Annotated in this window: 14 protein-coding genes; 2 read left to right on the top strand and 12 right to left on the bottom strand. The window is 57.6% G+C overall.

Going from position 1 to position 18926, the window contains the following annotated elements:
• The first annotated feature begins 136 nt into the window (after positions 1-136).
• Positions 137-1624, top strand: a complete 1488-nt coding sequence (locus tag ACT3UM_RS18940) for a TrkH family potassium uptake protein (protein ID WP_498901402.1) — start codon at positions 137-139, stop codon at positions 1622-1624.
• Between the two features lie 46 nt (positions 1625-1670).
• Here the strand turns inward: ACT3UM_RS18940 and ACT3UM_RS18935 are convergent, their stop codons facing one another.
• From ACT3UM_RS18935 to kdpF, 6 genes are read right to left on the bottom strand one after another with little or no spacing between them, the layout of a single operon-like run.
• On the bottom strand, positions 1671-2396 hold the full coding sequence (locus ACT3UM_RS18935) for a response regulator (RefSeq protein WP_498901400.1): 726 nt from the start codon (positions 2394-2396) through the stop codon (positions 1671-1673).
• Positions 2386-5070, bottom strand: coding sequence for an ATP-binding protein (locus ACT3UM_RS18930; RefSeq protein ID WP_498901398.1), 2685 nt, complete (start codon positions 5068-5070; stop codon positions 2386-2388). The genes ACT3UM_RS18935 and ACT3UM_RS18930 overlap by 11 nt, the downstream gene beginning before the upstream one ends.
• 4 nt (positions 5071-5074) lie before the next feature.
• Entirely contained in the window at positions 5075-5740 is a 666-nt protein-coding gene (gene kdpC / locus ACT3UM_RS18925) for a potassium-transporting ATPase subunit KdpC (RefSeq protein ID WP_498901396.1), read from the bottom strand.
• Positions 5741-5750: 10 nt separating this feature from the next.
• Entirely contained in the window at positions 5751-7787 is a 2037-nt protein-coding gene (kdpB, locus tag ACT3UM_RS18920) for a potassium-transporting ATPase subunit KdpB (RefSeq protein ID WP_498901394.1), read from the bottom strand.
• Positions 7788-7797: 10 nt separating this feature from the next.
• Positions 7798-9489: a potassium-transporting ATPase subunit KdpA gene (gene kdpA, locus ACT3UM_RS18915; RefSeq protein ID WP_498901392.1), complete on the bottom strand. Its 1692-nt coding sequence runs from the start codon at positions 9487-9489 to the stop codon at positions 7798-7800.
• Positions 9490-9498: 9 nt separating this feature from the next.
• Positions 9499-9579 carry a K(+)-transporting ATPase subunit F gene (gene kdpF, locus ACT3UM_RS18910; RefSeq protein ID WP_081742537.1) on the bottom strand — a complete coding sequence of 27 codons (81 nt, stop codon included), beginning with the start codon at positions 9577-9579 and terminating at the stop codon, positions 9499-9501.
• A 205-nt stretch (positions 9580-9784) separates the two neighbouring features.
• On the opposite strand from kdpF, the gene trkA reads away from it, so the two are divergent.
• Positions 9785-11158 (top strand): Trk system potassium transporter TrkA, encoded by a 1374-nt coding sequence (trkA, locus tag ACT3UM_RS18905; RefSeq protein WP_039859189.1) that lies wholly within the window; start codon positions 9785-9787, stop codon positions 11156-11158.
• 29 nt (positions 11159-11187) lie between these two features.
• On the opposite strand, the gene ACT3UM_RS18900 is transcribed toward trkA, so the two are convergent.
• The 6 genes from ACT3UM_RS18900 to malT all read right to left on the bottom strand — a co-directional run bounded on the left by ACT3UM_RS18900 (position 11188) and on the right by malT (position 18888).
• On the bottom strand, positions 11188-11940 hold the full coding sequence (locus tag ACT3UM_RS18900; RefSeq protein ID WP_498901390.1) for an anti-sigma factor: 753 nt from the start codon (positions 11938-11940) through the stop codon (positions 11188-11190).
• Positions 11937-12500 carry a sigma-70 family RNA polymerase sigma factor gene (locus ACT3UM_RS18895; RefSeq protein ID WP_386078410.1) on the bottom strand — a complete coding sequence of 188 codons (564 nt, stop codon included), beginning with the start codon at positions 12498-12500 and terminating at the stop codon, positions 11937-11939. The genes ACT3UM_RS18900 and ACT3UM_RS18895 overlap by 4 nt, the downstream gene beginning before the upstream one ends.
• Positions 12501-12609: 109 nt before the next feature.
• Entirely contained in the window at positions 12610-13134 is a 525-nt protein-coding gene (locus ACT3UM_RS18890) for a DUF3455 domain-containing protein (protein WP_498901387.1), read from the bottom strand.
• Positions 13135-13249: 115 nt separating this feature from the next.
• On the bottom strand, positions 13250-14365 hold the full coding sequence (gene ugpC, locus ACT3UM_RS18885; RefSeq protein ID WP_498901386.1) for a sn-glycerol-3-phosphate ABC transporter ATP-binding protein UgpC: 1116 nt from the start codon (positions 14363-14365) through the stop codon (positions 13250-13252).
• A complete protein-coding gene (locus tag ACT3UM_RS18880; RefSeq protein WP_498901384.1) occupies positions 14353-16044 on the bottom strand; it encodes an alpha-glucosidase in 1692 nt (563 codons plus the stop codon). The genes ugpC and ACT3UM_RS18880 overlap by 13 nt, the downstream gene beginning before the upstream one ends.
• A gap of 138 nt (positions 16045-16182) precedes the next feature.
• On the bottom strand, positions 16183-18888 hold the full coding sequence (malT, locus tag ACT3UM_RS18875) for an HTH-type transcriptional regulator MalT (protein ID WP_498901382.1): 2706 nt from the start codon (positions 18886-18888) through the stop codon (positions 16183-16185).
• Between the last annotated feature and the right edge of the window lie 38 nt (positions 18889-18926).

The following is an 18926-nucleotide window of genomic DNA, read 5'->3' as shown; positions in this document are numbered from 1 at the left end:
CTCGCTTGGACGACCGGCTCCTTGGGGGCCGTTTTTTTTAGCCTAGCATCATTTTTTTAGGAGAATTTTACAGACTTTTAGTAATTGCCATGGTGAGATACCACGCTGAACACTAGGGCAAATTAAGAGCGGCAATATGACCATTTTTCCCAGCGGCCTGTACTACCGAGACGCTTACCGTAACTGGGCGCAAATATTTAAAATCATGGCGGTATTGTGGTTAGTGCTTGCCATGTTCATGGCGATTCCCTGGATCGTATTGCTGGTAGAGCATGACCCAGACGCCCCTGCTTTTGGCGTGTCTATTCTGATTGTTCTTAGTGCTACCCTGGCCACTTGGCTACTCACGCGCAAGGTGTCGCTAGAGCTAAAGCCCTGGCAAATGTTTGTGCTCACAGCGGCCAGCTGGGCAAGCATCACTGGCTTTGCGAGCCTACCGCTGATTCTAGGCGCCCCCCAGCTCAGCGTGACTAACGCCGTCTTTGAGTCTGTCTCCGCCATTACCACCACCGGTTCGACGGTGATGGTAGGAATTGAGCACTTATCCGACGGATTAAAGCTGTGGCGTGGCTTAATGCAGTGGATGGGCGGCATTGGTATTATTGTGATGGGCATAGCTATTCTACCGTTTCTGAAAGTAGGCGGTATGCGGCTATTTCATACCGAGTCTTCCGACTGGTCGGATAAAGTCATGCCCCGCACCGGCGGTATTGCCAAAGCAACGCTGAGCGTTTATGTAGCCCTGACGCTTGCGGCCATGGCAAGTTACTGGGCGGGGGGCATGCTACCGCTTGATGCCGTTGTGCACGGCATGACGTCCCTGGCTACCGGTGGTTTTGCCAACTCGGATGCTTCCTTTGGGGCCTACGCCGAGCAGCCATGGCTACTGTGGATGGGTAGCTTTTTTATGCTAAGTGGGGCCCTGCCGTTTGTTTTATATATCCGCTTTATTCGCACATCGCGCACCGCCCTGTGGAAAGACCAGCAGGTACGCGGACTTTTAAAGCTGTTACTGGCTGCGATAGTGGTGCTTAGCGGGTGGCGGGTGCTGCAAGGCGATGATTGGTTTGTTTCCCTTACCCACGTCACTTTCAACGTGATTTCAGTGGTCACCACCACTGGCTACGCCTCTGATGACTACACGCTATGGGGCGCGTTACCAGTAACCGCTTTTTTCTACCTCACTTTTGTGGGCGGCTGTAGTGGCTCTACCAGTGGAGGTATGAAGATCTTCCGCTTTCAAATTGCCATGCTAATGCTGCTCAACCAATTGCGTTATCTTATTCATGCCAACGGCGTATTTACTACCCGCTATAATCACCAGCCGGTTACCAGCGATATCTCCAGAAGCGTGGTGGCTTTCTCGTTCTTCTTCTTTATTACTATTGCGGCCCTGGCCCTGAGCCTTTCAGCACTTGGGCTGGATTTAGTGACGGCCCTCTCTGGTGCTGCCACTGCGGTGGCCAACGTCGGCCCCGGCCTTGGCGATATTATTGGCCCGGCAGGTAACTTTACATCGCTACCAGAAGCGGCCAAATGGCTGCTGTGTATCGGTATGTTGATGGGCCGCCTGGAAATTTTGACGGTGGTTGTGCTGATGACGCCGATGTTCTGGCGCCGTTAGTATTTTCAGATCACTATTGCTTTTCAGATAGCTACTTTTCAGATCACTAAGAAGTTGCAGGTCGCTGCGCTGGCTCTACCAACAGCCGATAGCCGACCCCGGCTTCTGTTTGTAGCAGTACGGGTGTTTGGGGGTCATCGCCGAGCTTTTGGCGCAGGCGGCTGACCACAATACGCAGGTAATGGGTGTCGTCTACATGGGTCGGCCCCCATACTTCTTTAAGCAGTTGGGTCTGGGTGACTACGCGCCCGGCATAGCGGCAAAGACGGGACAGCACGGCGAACTCTTTGCGGGTCAAATGCACACGTAACTCGTGCAGAGAAACCTGCCTTAACTTAAGATCGATCACCAGCCCCTGGCTAACATAGTAGCTAGCGGCCACCTCTCCCCTAGCTTGCTGCGACTGACGCTGGACAGCTCTGATGCGGGCAAGCAGCTCTTGGATGCCGAAGGGTTTGGTAACGTAATCATTGGCGCCGTTATCCAGCGATAAGACTTTCTCCTCCTCCCGATCCCGCACGGATACTACAATTACCGGCACAGCGCTGTGCTCACGAATCCCCTGCAGCACCTCGTGGCCATCCATATCGGGTAGGCCAAGATCAAGCAGCACCACGTCTGGCGATTGGGTATATACCGCTGCCAAGGCCTGCTCACCGTTCTCTGCCTCCAGCACACCGTAGCCTTGGGAGGTTAGGCTGATACGCAGAAAACGGCGAATTTGCTGTTCGTCGTCAACAATCAGAATGCGCCCGTTACCCTCATTCTTCATCCATCCTCCTCATATCTGCACCTAACAGTGGCAGCGTAATGACAATAGCGGTGCCTCGGCCATTTTCGCCTGTGTCAGCGTTGATCGTGCCGCCGTGGGCACCAATCATGCCACGACAAATGGCCAAACCGAGGCCACTGCCATGGGCGCTGCGATCACCGTCGCCGCCGCTGTAAAACATATCAAATACCTGCTCGCGCAGCTCGGGGGAAATCCCTGGGCCTTGGTCTTCAATGGTGATTACCAATGTGGCTGGATCACCTTCATTAAGGTGGGCCTTAATCAGTAGCTCGCCACCGGGTGGCGAGAAGCGCTGGGCGTTATCCAGCACGTTAACCAGCGCCTGCTCCACCAGCGCGGGATGAACGTACAACAGCGGCAGCGTAGTAGGCCACTGTTTCCGTACCACGACGTGTTTTAGCGATTGCCCCAGTCGCTTCAGCGCTGAGTTGATGACGTCGTCAAACGACACCCAGTCACGCTCTATTTTCAGCGTGCCGTGCCCCAGCCGCGTCATATCGAGCAGGTTTTGAATATAGCGGTTGAGCCGCTCGCTCTCGGATAATATGCCGTCTAGCAGCTCGCGCTGATCGCCTTCACTGAGCTGGGGTTTTAGCTCAATCAGTGAGCTTGTGGCGCCAATGATAGATGACAGCGGCGTGCGCAAGTCATGAGAAACCGACGAGAGTAACGCGGAACGTAAGCGCTCGTTCTCTTCGGACACACGTGTTGTATTCAATTCGGCCACTAATCGTGTGCGCTCCAGGGCCATACTGAGTTGGCGCACCAGGGTGTCAATTAGCGACTCACGCTCATGGTGGAGTGCCTTTGGACTGGCCGACAGTTTGAGTGCCAGCATCCCTATTTTTTCTCCCTGCACCGCGAGCGGAAGTAAGCGCCACGCCTGCTGGCTCAACGTTTGCGTGCCCTGACCGCTCGGCTTTTGGTGCTGCCAACTCCATACCGCTGCCTGCTTGGCGGTCATATCCAAACGCTCGGAATCCGGTAGCGCGTAGACCACTTGCACCTCACTAGCGCTTTCCGCCGTTTCAATAAAGATAACGGGGACTTCAAAACACTGCACCAGCGTATCGACACCCACTTTGGCGGCGCTGGCACTGTCGGTGGCGGTAGAAAGCTGCTCGGCGTAGCGCAGCAGAAGCTGGGTCTGGTCGCGGCTGGCCCGCAGTGCGACTAAGCGCTGGCGTCCACGACCCGCCAGTTGCCCCACCACTAGCGCTACCAAAAAGAAGAACACCACCGTCAACAGTTGCCCCCGTTCCACCATGGCAAAGGTCAAACGCGGCTCGGTAAAGAAGAAGTTAAACACCAAAAAGCCCACCACGGCACTGAACATGGCCATAGCGGTGCCCGCCCAGATAGCGCTGAACAGCACGGCGGCTAAAAACACCAGTGACAGATTGGCAAGCTCCAGCCAAGGTTCTAGCAGGTGGGCGATTCCCAGTGAGGCCATCACCGCCAAGCTGGTGGCAAGTAACTGGGGTGGGCGCACTCTCCAGCTAGGCTGCCGCTTACGCCTACCTTGCTTCATGCTCCCCTGAGCCACTACCACGATATCAAAGACATCGGTATGCGCGATCAAGCGTTGGGCAAGCGGCCGCGACCAGGGCCACCAGCGGCGCTTGCCGTCGCGGCCCACCATAATTGTGGTGGCATTAATCGAGCGGGCGTAGTTGATCACTTCACCTAGCTGGCTATGCCCCTGCAAGCGAAGTGAATCGCCTCCCAGGCGGGCCACCAGGCTAAATATTTTCTCAACCGTTAGCTGCTGCTCGGGCGAGGCGACTCCTTTATCTACATAGACCGCCCGCCATACGGCCAGTCGCCTCTCGGCCATTCGGTGGGCTGCGCGCACGAGGGACACATCGTCTTCACTCCCGTTAACGACCACCAGCAGGTGTGGCCTTACCGGCCAAGGGCCTGCCCTACCGCTGGCATCCATAGCCACTTTTACATCGGCATCCACCCGCTCGGCCATGGTTTGAATCGCCAGCTCGCGCAGCGCATTGAGGTTCGACTCATTAAAATAGCCCTCCATGGCGGCGCGTGCCTGTTCCGGGATATATACCTTGCCGCGTCTTAAGCGTTCGAGCAGCTCCTCGGGGGTTAAGTCCACCAGCGATACATCCCGGGCGCGCTCTAGCAGAGCATCGGGAACGGTTTCGCGCATGCGAATGCCGGTAATCCGAGCCACATCGTCGTTGAGGCTTTCCAAATGTTGGACGTTCACCGTTGTCCAGACATCGATCCCCGCATCCAGCAACTCCTCGATATCCTGATAACGCCGTGGATGTCGGCTGCCGGGGATATTGCGATGGGCCAACTCGTCTACCAGCAGAATAGCGGGCTTCCGCTCTAGAGCCGCATCGATATCGAATTCATAAAACGTTCGGCCATGGTGCTGTAAAGGCGCTAGTGGAATACGTGACAGCCCATCACAGAGAGCTTCGGTGTCGGCGCGCCCGTGGGACTCCACAACGCCAATTACGATATCATCGCCCTCTTCTGCCCGCTCCCGGGCCGTGCGTAGCATGGTGTAAGTTTTGCCTACGCCGGGGGCGGCTCCCAAAAATACACGCAAACAGCCGCGCGCCTCTCGGCGCGCGGCTTTTAGCAATGCATTAGGATCGGGTCGCTGATCCGCTGAATACATTTAGCTACTCCATAGGGGTAACGGACGACGTGGTGGTGGCGACGGGAAAACGCTCATCCAAACTCACATTCAATCGCAAAACGTTGACCACTGGCGACCCCAGCCAGCCCGTGTTTTCAAGCGCTTGGTCGATCAGCTCAGTGACGCTAGCTTCGTCGATTTCACGCGCCTGCGCTACCCTTGCGACCTGTAATTCAGCGGCGGGTAACGAGATATGCGGGTCAACCCCGGAGCCCGACGCGGTGATCAGATCAACCGGGATTTGATCGACGCTGACGCCTTCCCGCTGAGCAATTGCCTGGGCATCGGCCTGGGCACGCTCACGAAGCGCTTCGTTGCTAGGTGCCAGATTAGAGCCCGAAACCCCGCCCGCATCATTACCCGCCGCTGACGGGCGACCGATAAAGTATTCATCGCTGACAAAGGTTTGCGACACCAGGCTTGAACCCACTACCCGACCATCGGCGTCGCGAACCAAGCTGCCTTGCGCCTGCTCAGGAAACAACCAGCCACCGACCGTTGTCGTCACTAAGGGGTACACCAGCCCAAGCAGAACGGCCATCACCATCATAAAGCGCAGCGCATTGCCCCAAGTAGCTTTTGCCTCAAACGTTGGTGCCTGCTGCGCTTCGTCATTAATCGCCGTGGGATCTTTAATACCTATATTCATGACGCTTCTCCTAGATAAACAGCGCAATCAGCATGTCGAACAGCTTGATGGCAGGAAACGGTAGTAGCAGACCACCAAGACCGTAGATCAGCAGATTGCGGCGCAATAGTACCGTCGCCGAAGCGGCCTTTACGGACACGCCACGCAGCGCAAAGGGAATCAATGCAGGGATAATCAGCGCATTGAACAGCACGGCTGCCAGCACCGCCGTAGTGGGTGAATGCAGGTTCATTACATCCAGCACGCCCAGCGCCGGGAAACTTGCCGCAAATAGTGCCGGTAGAATCACGAAGTACTTAGCAACATCGTTCGCCAAAGAGAACGTGGTCAGTGCGCCTCGTGTCACCAGCAGTTGCTTACCAATTTCCACCGCGCTGATTAGCTTGCCGGGATCGGAGTCCAGATCGACCATATTGGCCGCTTCGCGGGCGGCTTGGGTGCCGGAATTCATGGCCAGACCAAGATCGGCCTGGGCCAACGCCGGAGCGTCATTGGTACCGTCACCCACCATGGCCACCAGACGGCCACTGGCCTGCTCTTCGCGAATCAGCGCCAGCTTACGCTCAGGCGTGGCCTCAGCAATGTAGTCGTCGACCCCAGCCGTGGCGGCTATGGCCGAAGCGGTAATCGGGTTGTCACCGGTGATCATCACCGTTTTGATACCCATGGCACGCAGCTCGGCAAACTTCTCCGCGATGCCGCTTTTGATCACGTCAGACAGTGCTACCACGCCCAAGACTTGCTTATCTTCCGCCACCGCAATGGGGGTGGCACCATCCCGGGATATACGCTCAATGACCTGGTTATAGTCGCTTGGGATATCACCGCCCTGCGCCCTTACCCACTCGGCGATGGCATTAGGGGCACCTTTACGTATTTTTTTACCGCTGGTTAGATCAACCCCTGAAAGCCGGGTTTCAGCGCTGAAGGCTTCAAAGGTAGCGCCATCGGCTTCTTCACTGAGCTGCACATCCACCCCCTGCTCGGTGGCGAGCGCCACAATCGAGCGGCCTTCCGGCGTGGGGTCTTCCAGGGAGGTCAGGAACGCCGCGTCGCGTACCTTGCCCCGCGACACCTGCTGACAGGGTGCGAACTCCGTCGCGCGGCGGTCGCCCAGGGTAATGGTGCCGGTTTTATCCAGCAACAGCGTGTCGATGCTGCCAGCAATCTCCACCGCCTTGCCTGACTTGGCGACCAGGTTGGCCCGCATGGCGCGCTCCATACCGGCAATACCAATGGCCGGTAAAAGACCACCAATGGTGGTGGGAATCAAGCACACCAGTAGCGCTACCAGCATGACCGTCGAGGTTTCTACCCCAACGAAAGCGGCCATGGGCACCAGCGTCACCACCACGATCAGGAACACCAGTGTCAGCATCGCCAGCAGCACCGAAAGCGCCAGCTCGGAAGGCGTTTTCTGACGGCTGGCGCCCTCTACCAAGGCAATCATGCGATCCAGCAAGGACTCACCGGGGTTGGCGCTGACTTCAATAATCAGCTGATCCGAGAGCACTTTGGTGCCCGCGCTGACGCCACTGTTATCAGTACCCGCTTCACGGAGCACCGGCGCGGACTCACCGGTCACCGCCGACTCGTTGATAGATGCCGCACCTTCGACGATATCGCCATCTGCCGGAATCAGCTCACCCGCCACCACCTTCACTCGGTCGCCTTTACGCAGTGAGTCGGCGGTCACGGCACTGGTGGTGCCGTCAGCGTTTAGCTTAGCCGCCTTGAGCTCCCCTTTGGTTTTGCGCAGCGCGCCAGCATGGGCCTTACCCCGGGACTCCGCCAGTGACTCCGCACCGGTGGCAAACAGCACGGTGGCGAGCAGCAGTAGCGCAATGGTGAGCGCAAAGCCGCCGTTCTCGCCCTGTGCAAAGGCAATGGGCGTTAGCCCAAAACACACCACCGTACCAATGGCGACCACTGCCATAACCGGATTGCGCGCCAGTAGATGGGGCGCAAGCCCTTTTACCGCGCCGGCGACGACCTGGCCAATGGGCAGCGAACGACGCGGCTGTTTAGCAAGCTCTGTATGTGACATCTCTTTTCTCCTAGAAGCCTTGCACGACGGATTCTGCAATCGGGCCAAGCACTAACGCCGGTAAGAAGCCAAGCAGGTTGACGATCACAATCACCCCTGCGGTTAAGCCCATAAAGGCGGGGCTATCCATGGGGAGGGTTCCGCGCCCCGCCGGTGCCGTGCGCTTAGCGGCCAACCAACCGGCAACGGCTAACGGCACCAGCATGGGTAAGAAGCGGCCAATCAACAGGGCGACCACGCAGGCGATATTCCACCATGGAGTGTCATCACCCAGCCCTTCAAAACCAGAGCCGTTATTGGCAAACGCGGAAGTAAATTCGTAAAGCACTTGGGATAAGCCATGGAACCCTGGGTTTGAGTTGGCGGCAGCGCTTGGCATCGCCACGGTCAGCGCACTCAACCCCAGGATGACCAGCGGCTGAGCCAGAATCGCCAGTGAAATCCAGCGCATCTCGCGGGTTTCTAACGGTTTGCCAAAAAGCTCGGGCGACCTACCTACCATCAGTGAGCCAACAAAGGCCGCCAACATCAGGTAGAGGAAGAAGCCAATTAGCCCGACGCCCACGCCACCAAACGTCACGTTCACAAACATATCCATCAGCAGCATCATGCCACCCATGGGATTGAAGCTATCGTGCATGGCGTTAACCGAGCCGTTGGAGGTTTGCGTCGTCCAACTGCCCCACAGAGCGGAAAGGTCAGTGCCAAAACGCAGCTCCTTGCCTTCTAAATTGGCCCCCGGCTGGGAGAGTTCGATCAAAGCAGCATTGGGCATGCGTTCTGAATAGACCACCACAGAGGTGGAGATCAGTGAGAACGCGATCATCACGGCGCCAATGCCCATCATTAGTCGGCGTCGGCCACTGATCAGAGCAATCGCAATAAGCAGCGCCACGGGGATAATCGTCAGTGAAGCGGTTTCGATAACGTTCGCCACCGGCGTGGGGTTCTCCAACGGCACGCTTGAGTTGGGCCCGTACCAGCCACCCCCGTTGGTACCCAACTGCTTGATCGCCACCATGGACGCCACTGGGCCTAGGGGAATCGACTGCACTTCTTCCACCTGGGGATCCAGCATCTCTACCTGGTGGGCGGCCTGATAGCTGGCCGGTACGCCCTGCCATGTGAGCAACAGCGCGACTACCGCTGCCAGTGGCAACATAACGCGCACCAGGGTGCGGGTAAGGTCGTGGTAGTAGTTGCCAACGCCTTTTAACACCTTGGCAGGTTTAGCGACTAACAAAGTGCGGGCAATGGCGACCAACACTGCGAGCCCCGTGGCGGGGGTTAAGAACTGCAGCGTGACAATGGCGAAGGTTTGGCTTAAATGCGAAAGCTGCGCCTGGCCAGAGTAGTGCTGCTGGTTAGTGTTGGTAGCAAAGGACACCGCTGTATGCAGCGCCGTGTCCCAAGGCATGCCGGGGATGCCGTCCGGGTTGAGTGGCAGTAGGCCCTGACACATAAACACTAGCCATGCCAGCAGTATCAAGCCCACATGCAGCTTCAAGATGGCTAACGCGTACACTTGCCACGTCATGGCGTGTTGACTGTTAACACCCGCCAAGCGGTAGATTGGCTTTTCGATCACACCAAATAGCGTGTCGAGACGGTTCGGCTGGGTACCTAGCGCATGGGCAATGTAGATACCTAGTGGTACGCTAAGCAGAGCCACGAGGGCGTAAATAGCGATCATATCGTTCATGGTGATCTCCTAAAAACGCTCGGGGCAGATAAGCGCATAAAATAGATACGCCGCTGTGCCGGTCGCGATAATGAGCAATGCAATATTCATGAAAGTGCCTCCTGTGATTGGCACCTTGAGCTTAGAGATTGCAGGCGTAAAAATTCGATGGCGTTTAAGGCGTTAGCCGTCAAAAAGACGTAAAAAAGCCCTTTTCGTCGGCCAAAAGTAGATCTGACGCTCCCTACCCTCGACAGCTTCCCCTCGGATAGGTGAGTATCTGCATTCACATGTCGCCGGAGTTACCTGACAACTAATGAAAATTATTATTCTCGGCGCCGGCCAGGTCGGCGGCACACTGGCAGAGCACCTCGCCCGCGAGGAGAACGACATCACCGTCGTTGATACTGACGCTAAAAAACTGCGTGAGCTGCATACCAAAATCGATATCCGCACCGTTACCGGGGCGGGCTCCTACCCCATTGTGCTGCGTCAGGCGGGCTGCGAAGACGCCGATATGTTGATCGCCGTGACCAACAGCGACGAGATCAACATGATCGCCTGCCAGGTTGCCCATACGCTGTTTCGCACGCCGACCAAAATTGCCCGGGTGCGCGCCACGGCGTACCTGACCCGTAAAGGCCTTTTTGCCCACGAAGCCATCCCCATCGATGTACTCATCAGCCCTGAGCAGGTGGTCACCGACCACGTGCGCCGCCTGATCGAGCACCCCGGCGCCCTACAGGTGCTGGAGTTTGCCGGTGGGCTGGTACAACTGGTGGCGGTGAAAGCGTTCTACGGAGGCCCGCTGGTGGGTCAGGATTTGGCTTTTCTGCGCCGCCATATGCCCAACGTGGATACCCGCGTAGCCGCCATTTACCGCCGTAACCGACCGATCATCCCCCGCGGCGATACGGTCATCGAAGCCGACGATGAGGTCTTCTTCCTCGCTGCCCGCCGGGATATTCGTGCGGTGATGAGCGAGCTGCGACGAGTCGAACGGGACTTTCGCCGGGTAGTGATCGCCGGGGGCGGCAATATCGGCGAGCGCCTGGCGGAGCATTTGGAGCATAGCCACCAGGTCAAAATCATCGAACACAGCCTGGAGCGCTGCACCACGCTTTCTGAGCGTCTGGATCGCACCGTGGTGCTCCATGGCAGCGCCACCAGCAAGCGTTTGTTGGAAGAGGAGAACATCGAAGAGTGCGATATCTTCTGCGCGCTGACCAACGACGACGAGGTCAATATCATGTCGTCGCTACTGGCTAAGCGCTTGGGGGCGAAGAAGGTGCTGACGCTGATTAACAACGCTGCTTACGTTGACCTTGTTCAGGGCGGCGAGATCGATATTGCCATCTCACCCCAGCAAGCCACCATTGGCAGCCTGCTCACCCACGTGCGCCGGGGCGACATCGTTAACGTTCACTCGCTGCGTCGCGGCGCCGCCGAGGCCATTGAAGCCATCGCCCACGGCGATAAGCAGTCGTCTAAAGTGGTGGGCCGCACTATTCGTGAGATCGACCTGCCCGATGGCACCACCATTGGTGCGATTGTGCGCGGCAAAGAGGTCATCATCGCGCATGGCGATGTGATGGTTGAGAGCGGTGACCATGTAATTCTATTCGTGATCGACAAGCGCCGCATTCGCGACGTGGAGCGCCTGTTCCAGGTCGGTTTAACGTTCTTTTAAAGACACGTTTAACAAGCGCTTTTGAGAGGCTAAATCTCGACCGCGCGGCCAATAAACTCAATGGGGCCCGTAGGCAAGCCGGTAGCCGAACCGGTTTCGTCTTCCAACGTGAGCTCAAACAGCTGGTTATTTTCCAGCGGCGGCAATTGGTCTAAGCGCATCCGAATCGGCTGGCCTGGCTCCACTAAACCGAGCGATACAGGCGCTTGCCATTCGTCCGCTTTAGTCCAGAACTCTAGCGCTTTACCTTCAGGCACTTCGAAGGTACCCAATGGGATCAACTCGATTTCCTGCCGCGATGAAGCCTGCACCACCCAACCCGCTGACTGCGTTTGCGGCGCCAGCAGCACCACCATGTACTCGGGCGTCGTTGAAATAGTCGGCTCGGTGACTTCATTAGCCAGCATCACCCCCAGCACTAACGCCGCCGCTAAGCCAAACCCGGCAGCGCCACGCCAAAGCGGCAAGCTGTGTAGCATGCGGCGGGGTCTTGGCGGCATGACGGAGGCAGGTCGAGCACGCTTACCAAGCGCTTCCCGTGACGCCAGGCTGCGTTCAATTCGCGGCCATAAGTAATCGGAGGGCGTTGCCGGATCAGTGATAGCGGTATAGGGCAAGAAACGCTCTTCCCAGGCCATCACGGCTTTTTCCAACTCGGGTTCATTAGGTAACCGCGCCTCCAGTGCTTTGCGCTGCTCTAGCGACAGCGTGCCCAGCACGTATTCACCTGCCAAGGCATGGTCATCGTCGTGTTCTGGTTCGTGCTGACTGGGGCGAGTCATGTCATACACTCCCGTAGGCGCAGCAAACTGCGTTTGATCCAGGCTTTAACGGTGCCTAGCGGCGCCCCTGTATGCGCTGAAATTTGCGCGTGACTAAGACCATCCACATAGGCGTGAAGTACACAGTTACGCCGCTCTGGTTCAAGTTGTTCTAAACAGCTATCCATCCGCTGGCCGGTCTGCCAATCGAAGGCTTCACCGACAACAGAGGCATGCTGGAAATGTTCCGCATCGTCGAGTTCAGTCAGGTCGTGACTATCAAAAGTGATTTCACGGTCACGATAACGGATGGCGTTCAGTGCCAAATGACGCGCCACGCTAAATATCCACGCTCGCGCAGATCCCTTGGCGGGATCAAAACTATCGGCGCGCTGCCAAATATTAAGACAGGCATCGTGGACAATATCCTCGGCCATACCGCGATCTTTAACGATTCTTACCACAACACCTAATAGCCGGGCACCCTCGTGAACATAGAGCTGGTGCAAGGCGTCATGCTCGCCACGGGCACAGTTGGCTAATGCCGCAGCATGATCAAATTCTGAAGAGTCGTCAGTCAAACCCTAGCTCCCTGGTGACGGCGCCGACGCCAGTCGTCTTTTTCACAGACAGCATAGCCGCTGGGGGCTCGACAAACGAGCCCCCAGCGGAATTAGCGCTCTCGTCGACTTATTCGGCCGTCCAGAAGATGTAGTCCGCCTGGTAGGTAACAACCGCCGTGGCACCGTCGTGATCCATATCGCAGGCCACATCGGGAGCAACGCCACCCTGGGTGTTCAAGCGCTGAATGTAGCTAACGCCGGTCATTGCGCCTTCGCCTTCAGCGGGGTTGGCTTCAACAAGCTGGAGCGGAATATTGCCATTACCATTGGCAGCCGTAGCTAGCTGGGTACCAGTAATTTTTGAACCATCCAGCGCTTCCCAGGTAGCGGGCGGGCCGTAATAACTGCCAACCTGGCTGCCGTCGCTACCATTAAGCGCAGCGTGCGGGCCTTTAAAAACCCAAGCCATGGTGTCTTCGTCGTTCATTTCACACATATAAGTGATCGCGCCAACGCCGACAGTTTCGAGCGCAATCTTGTTACCGTCCGGTACCTGGACGTCCGCAGGCGTCATATCTGCCAGCGCGACGTGACTGAAGGATGCGATCAGAGTGGCGGCCAGAGTAGCCCGCGTTAGATGATTAATGGTCATTTTCAGTCTCCTAAAGGTTTATTATCAGCTGCCTTAAATAGCGGCTGTATAGGGAATACCCGCGAGGAGACGTTTTGGATGCACTCTTTTAAAAAAATTTTAAAAAATTAAAAAATCATTGGCTAACCCCATCTATCGTGACTTGACGCGGGCAGGCATTGCCCTGCTGGTCGAACAGATGACAGTGCTGGCCCGCGATGCCCAAACGAGAGACTTGCCCCTCTTCTAAACGGGCAAGGCCATCCAAGCGCTGGGTCAAGGGAGCGGCAATATCCGCCACCTGCCAGTGGGCCAGGGTTTCATAGCCTAATTTTTCGGCCACCATCAGGGTCGCGCTAAGCGTCGTATCGGCCTGCTCGGGGGCGACGAAATCTTCGGCCCGCAGCCCTAGCGTGGCGTTTTCCCCCGCCTGAAGCTGCTGGCCATTGACTGCCACCGCCAGCGTTTCACCGCTGTGCAAACGCACCACCGTTTGGCGCTCGCCGGGGTCGACCACCACCACTGGCAGCGTATTAATCCGCGGTGAGCCGATAAACTCAGCCACCTCTAAGGTTTGGGGAAAGTGATACAGCGACAGCGGCGCACCCACCTGGGCAATACGACCCTTGGATAGCAACACAATGCGGTCGGCCAGGGTCATCGCCTCCACTTGGTCATGGGTCACGTAGATCATGGTGGCGTTCAAGCGCTTATGCAGCGCGGCGATCTGCACCCGCATATCCACCCGCAGCGCGGCATCCAGGTTAGAGAGCGGTTCATCAAATAGAAACACCGCCGGTTCTTTTACCAGGGTGCGGCCAATGGCTACCCGCTGGCGCTGACCGCCGGAGAGGTCTTTGGGCTTTCGCTCCAGGAGCTGGGTGAGGTGCAACATCTCAGCTGCGTGCTGGACGCGGCGGCGGATCTCCGCCTTGTCAGTCCGCGCCAGCTTCAGGCCAAACGCCATGTTCTCGGCCACGCTCATATGTGGGTAGAGCGCGTAAGATTGGAACACCATACCGATGTCCCGCTCCTGGGGCGGAATCTCGTTGATCCGCTGGCCATCCAGCTGCATATCCCCTTCGCTGATATCCTCCAGGCCCGCAATCATGCGCAACAGGGTGGATTTACCGCAGCCGGAAGGCCCGACAAACACCACAAACTCGCCGTCTTCGATGGTGAGATCGATATCCCGGGAGATTTCCACGCCGTCAAAGGATTTACCGATGCCGCTGAGGGTTAAACGTCCCATGGCGCGTCCTCCTGGGGTTGCGGGCAACGGGCAATCGCCATTCCGTAGGGAGGTAGCGTCAGCACGCCCTCCTGCCACTCACCGTTAAGCCACGTGGGAGCACCGGCGAGAGCTTCAGCCCCCTCAGGTACTGCACGGGTAACCGTTTGGCCACTAAAATTGAGTGCAATCAGTAAGCGCGTTTGTTGATAGGTGCGCTCCAGGCAAAGCACCTCATCACGAACCGGGTGGTAGAGCACACCACCTTTTACCAGCGCAGGCTGTGTACGGCGGAAGGCTAAAAACTCACGGTAGGCATTGAGCAGTGAATCGACATCCTGATCTTGTTGATCTACCGCCAGGCTCACGTGTGACTCAGGCACCGGCAGCCAGGGCGTGGCGCTGCTGAAGCCTGCATGGCGAGCATCCGCCTGCCATGGATGCGGGGTGCGGCAGCCATCGCGACCTTTATAGGCCGGCCAGAAGGTAATACCGGCGGGATCAACCAACTGTTCAAAGGTCAGCTCCGCTTCGGGCAGGCCGAGCTCTTCACCCTGGTAAAGGCATACGCTACCCCGCTGGCTGAGCAAAAACACCATATACAGGCGCAGCTTATCCAACTGCCCTTCCGCCTGCCAGCGGGTCGCCAACCGTGTGACATCGTGATTGCCCAGCGCCCAGCAGGGCCAGCCATCGCCAATACGCGCTTCCATTTCGGTCAGCGTTTCATGCAGATAACTGGGGTCGGCTTTATCGGTCAGCAGGTTAAACGAGTAGCACATATGCAGCCGCTTGCCGCCCTGGGAGTACTCCGCCATCACGCCCAGCGCGTCGTCATCACCTACTTCGCCCACGCTGGTGGTGCCGGGGTACTCATCCAACAGAGCGCGCAGCCGCTCCAGAAACACCAGGTTCTCCGGTTGGGTTTTGTCGTACTGGTGGAGCTGGTAGCCGTAGGGGTTGTCGGGGCGAACGCCTAGAAAGCTTTCGGTCATCTCCCGGCGCGGCGGGTTATCCTTTAGCTCGCCGTGGGTGCAGAAGTTCACCGCATCCAGCCGGAAGCCATCCACGCCTCGCTCTAGCCAGAAGCGCACTTCCTCCAGCATGGCCTCCACCACCGCAGGCGAGCGGAAATTAAGATCCGGCTGGCTAGCCAGGAAGTTATGCAGGTAATACTGGCAGCGACGGGTATCCCACTGCCAGGCGCTGCCGCCAAATACCGACTGCCAGTTAGTGGGCGGCGCGCCGTCGGGTTTGGGGTCGGCCCATACGTACCAGTCGGCCTTGGGGTTATCGCGGCTCTGGCGGCTCTCTTCAAACCAGGCGTGCTGGTCGGAGGTGTGGGACATCACCTGATCGATCGTTACCTTCAGTCCCCTGGCATGGGCTCCCTCCACCAAACGGTCGAAATCATCCAAGATGCCAAACATCGGATCAACATCGCGGTAGTTGCTGATGTCGTAGCCGAAGTCTTTCATTGGTGAGGTGAAGAACGGCGACAGCCAGATAGCGTCGACGTTAAGCGAGGCGATGTAGTCGAGCTTATCGATCACGCCTTTCAAATCGCCAATCCCTTTGCCAGTGCTATCGCCATTACTATCCATAAAGCTACGTGGATAAATTTGGTAAATCACGGCGCCGCGCCACCAGTCAGCACCTTGGCTGCCAACGTAGTGGGATGTGGAGGGAGTCTGTATCATTGTTTTGTCCTTGCTATCGTTTTGTTCTTGCCATCGTTTCTGCTGATTAGTTGGCATGATGCAGGGTTGCTCACAAGATAAAATCCTCCCCCCAGGGCAACTCTGGGCGTAGGCGTTAGGAGTAGCCAGCCTGTTTCCTTATTCCCCCTGAATATGCGCTAGCAACTGCCCGGCCAGGGCAATCGCTTCGTCGCGCCGTCGAATGTTCTGCTTTTGGTAGAGGCTGCGAATATGGGTTTTGATGGTGGTAGGCGCCACCGAAAGCTGCTCGGCGATCTGCTCATTGGAAAGCCCAGCGTGAATCAGCCCCAGGATTTGCCACTCCCGACGAGTCAGTGGCGAAGTACGGATTAGCTCGGGCACATCCGGCCTTGCGACGATATCGGCAATCACCGTTTCATCCAGCATTAAGCGTCGGGCACTGCCGAAGTCCTTTTGACGACCAGCAAGCGTTAACAGTCGCTCTGCCCTTGCCAGCTCTAAAGGAGCCAGCGTGCCGCTGGCGGTTAATCTGGCCAGCAGTTCTCCAAGCGGTTTACCCAGGCGTAAAAAGCTGCCGACTAACGCGGTGCGAGAAGCTAAGCTAAGCGCCTGCTGCATATGCTGGCTGGCTTGCGCAAACTGACCTTGATGCCAGGCAACCGCCGCCAGGCAGAGTTGGTTGCGGTTGGCATCAGTCACCAGCCCCAAGCGCTGGGTATGCGCTTCAAGGGCTTCCAATAGCGTGTGGGCTTCGTCGTAGCCGCCCAACAGCGTAAGCGCCCGGGCGTGGTTCCGCACGTTACACTGGGAAAAGTGGTTGGTGGCACTATCGATAAGCAGTGCCGGCGCTTCCTGACGCCAGCGCTCTACGGCATCCATATCTTGGGTCGAGTGCCACCAGGCCAGCAGCGTAGCGTGGGCGTTCGCGACCCAGTCGATGTGGTACTCCCCTTCGGCAAGAATTTTACGCAGCCGCCGAATATGGTCAGCGCACTGGGCCTGGTCGCCGCGGCTTTGAGCAACCTTTGCCAGTTGAATATGGCACTGCAGCGTCCAGCGCTCGCCCTGGCTATCCAGCACGGCAATCCCCTTTAGGGCAGCCTGCTCGGCCTCATCCAGGCGGTGCCACTCCCACAGCACCTGGCTGCGAATCCGGTAAAGAAATTCTGCCACCGGTAAATGCTCAAGCTCAGCTCGCTCCAAGTGGGCAAAGGCTCGCTCTTGAATATCGTAGGCAGCCTGTAGGCGCCCTTGGGCAACCAGCACTTCGGATTGATGACAAAACGACCACAGCAGCAGCTGGTGATCTTCACGCTGGCGGGACTGGCGCTCTACCTCGCGAACTCGCTGCAGCGACTCGTCTAAATACCCCTGCACAAATCGCGCCTCGCTCAATATGGCGGTGGCGGTGAGCGGCGTTGAGGCTAAATAGCGGGCGGGCACGGCCAGCGCCTGTTCCGCTAGCGGTGCGGCACGCTCGGCATTGCCCTGGTTAATCGCCAGCTGCGCTCGCAGGGTGGCGAATTCAGCGCTAAGCCGTTGCCACTCTGGTGTATTTAGTTGCGCTTCGATCCAGCCAATCACCCGGGCAGTAATATCAAACTGAAACTGAGCATGAGAGACCCAGCCATGCAGCAGTGCAAGCTCTGGGCTGGTGGTTAGCCGCGGTTCACCAAGCAGAGCAAAGCCCTTGGCCAACAGTGCGTAGGCACCACTTGCCAATAGGGCTGGCCCTTCTGCGGTCAGTAGACTGGCCACGTCATCCGGGGCTTCGGCGAGAATTGCCTGACGCAGCGCCATCACCGGGTCGTTGAGCGCTAGCCACGCTTGACTGGCACGCTGGTGGAGCGTGCGCTGGGTGGCAAGGCTTAGCTCGTGACGACGGTGGCGAAGATACTCACCAAACAAGCGCTGAAAACGGTACCACTGGGCGTGAGGGTCGGTCCGCTCAATAAACAGCCCCGCCTGCTCAAAGGCCTCCAACCGCTGGGTTAAACGTTCACCTTCTAATAGCCGCGCCATTAATTCAGGAGAAAAACGCTCCAGCACCCCCAGTTGCAACATTAACTCACGCTCCTCCAGAGGCAAGGCAGCGGAGAGCAGTTCATCAAACCAGGCGACAAAATCAGGGTGAGCGCCACTTAATCGATCAACCAGAGCATCAAACCCGGCCCGGGTGGTGGTGCGCTCCACTAACCAGTTCAGCGCCATGACCCATCCGCCACTTCTGCGCAGCGCACGCTCAAGGCTTACTCGCGTGGGTGGAAAGCTGAGCTGCTCTGCGCACAGGGTTTGCGCCTCTTCGCTATCAAAGGCAAGCACGCTGAGGTCGATCTCTTCAATCTCGCCGCGTAACCGTAAGCTGGCTAGCCCAAGAGCGGGACGCGAGCGACTCGCCAGGGTTAAGGTTAGCCAGGGCGGCTGGTGGCGCAGCCAGTGGGCCAGCCCGGCTAAGATATCGGGATGCGTCAGGTGTTCGAACTCATCCACCACCAAACGGCACGGGGTTCGCTGCTCGGGCAACTCGCCAAGCCAACGCTCTAACTGCCCAACGCAATCGGCCTCTTCGGCCACAAGTGACAGCGGCGATTTTTCATCCAGCAGCGCATTGAGTGCTGCCTGCCAATAGGCTAAAAATCGCGCGGGCTGATTATCTCGCTGATCCAAGCGTAGCCAAGCGGCTTCCTGCTCCAGCGCCGATAGCCGCTCGGCCAGCAGCGTGGTTTTGCCATAGCCAGCAGGGGCCTGCACCATCAGTAAACGAACATGCTCATTTAAACCGAAATGATCATTTAGGCGCGGCCGGGCTACCACGCTAAGCGGCAGTAACGGCGCTTTTAGTTTCTCTTGTAGAAGTGACATAGGCTCTCCCCTGGGCAGACCTGCTAACCGTTCACCAA

Source organism: Halomonas sp. AOP13-D3-9, assembly GCF_052379125.1.
Classification (GTDB): Bacteria; Pseudomonadota; Gammaproteobacteria; order Pseudomonadales; family Halomonadaceae; genus Vreelandella.
The sequence above is the reverse complement of the archived record's forward strand: the minus strand, read 5'-3'. Positions and strand labels throughout refer to the sequence as shown.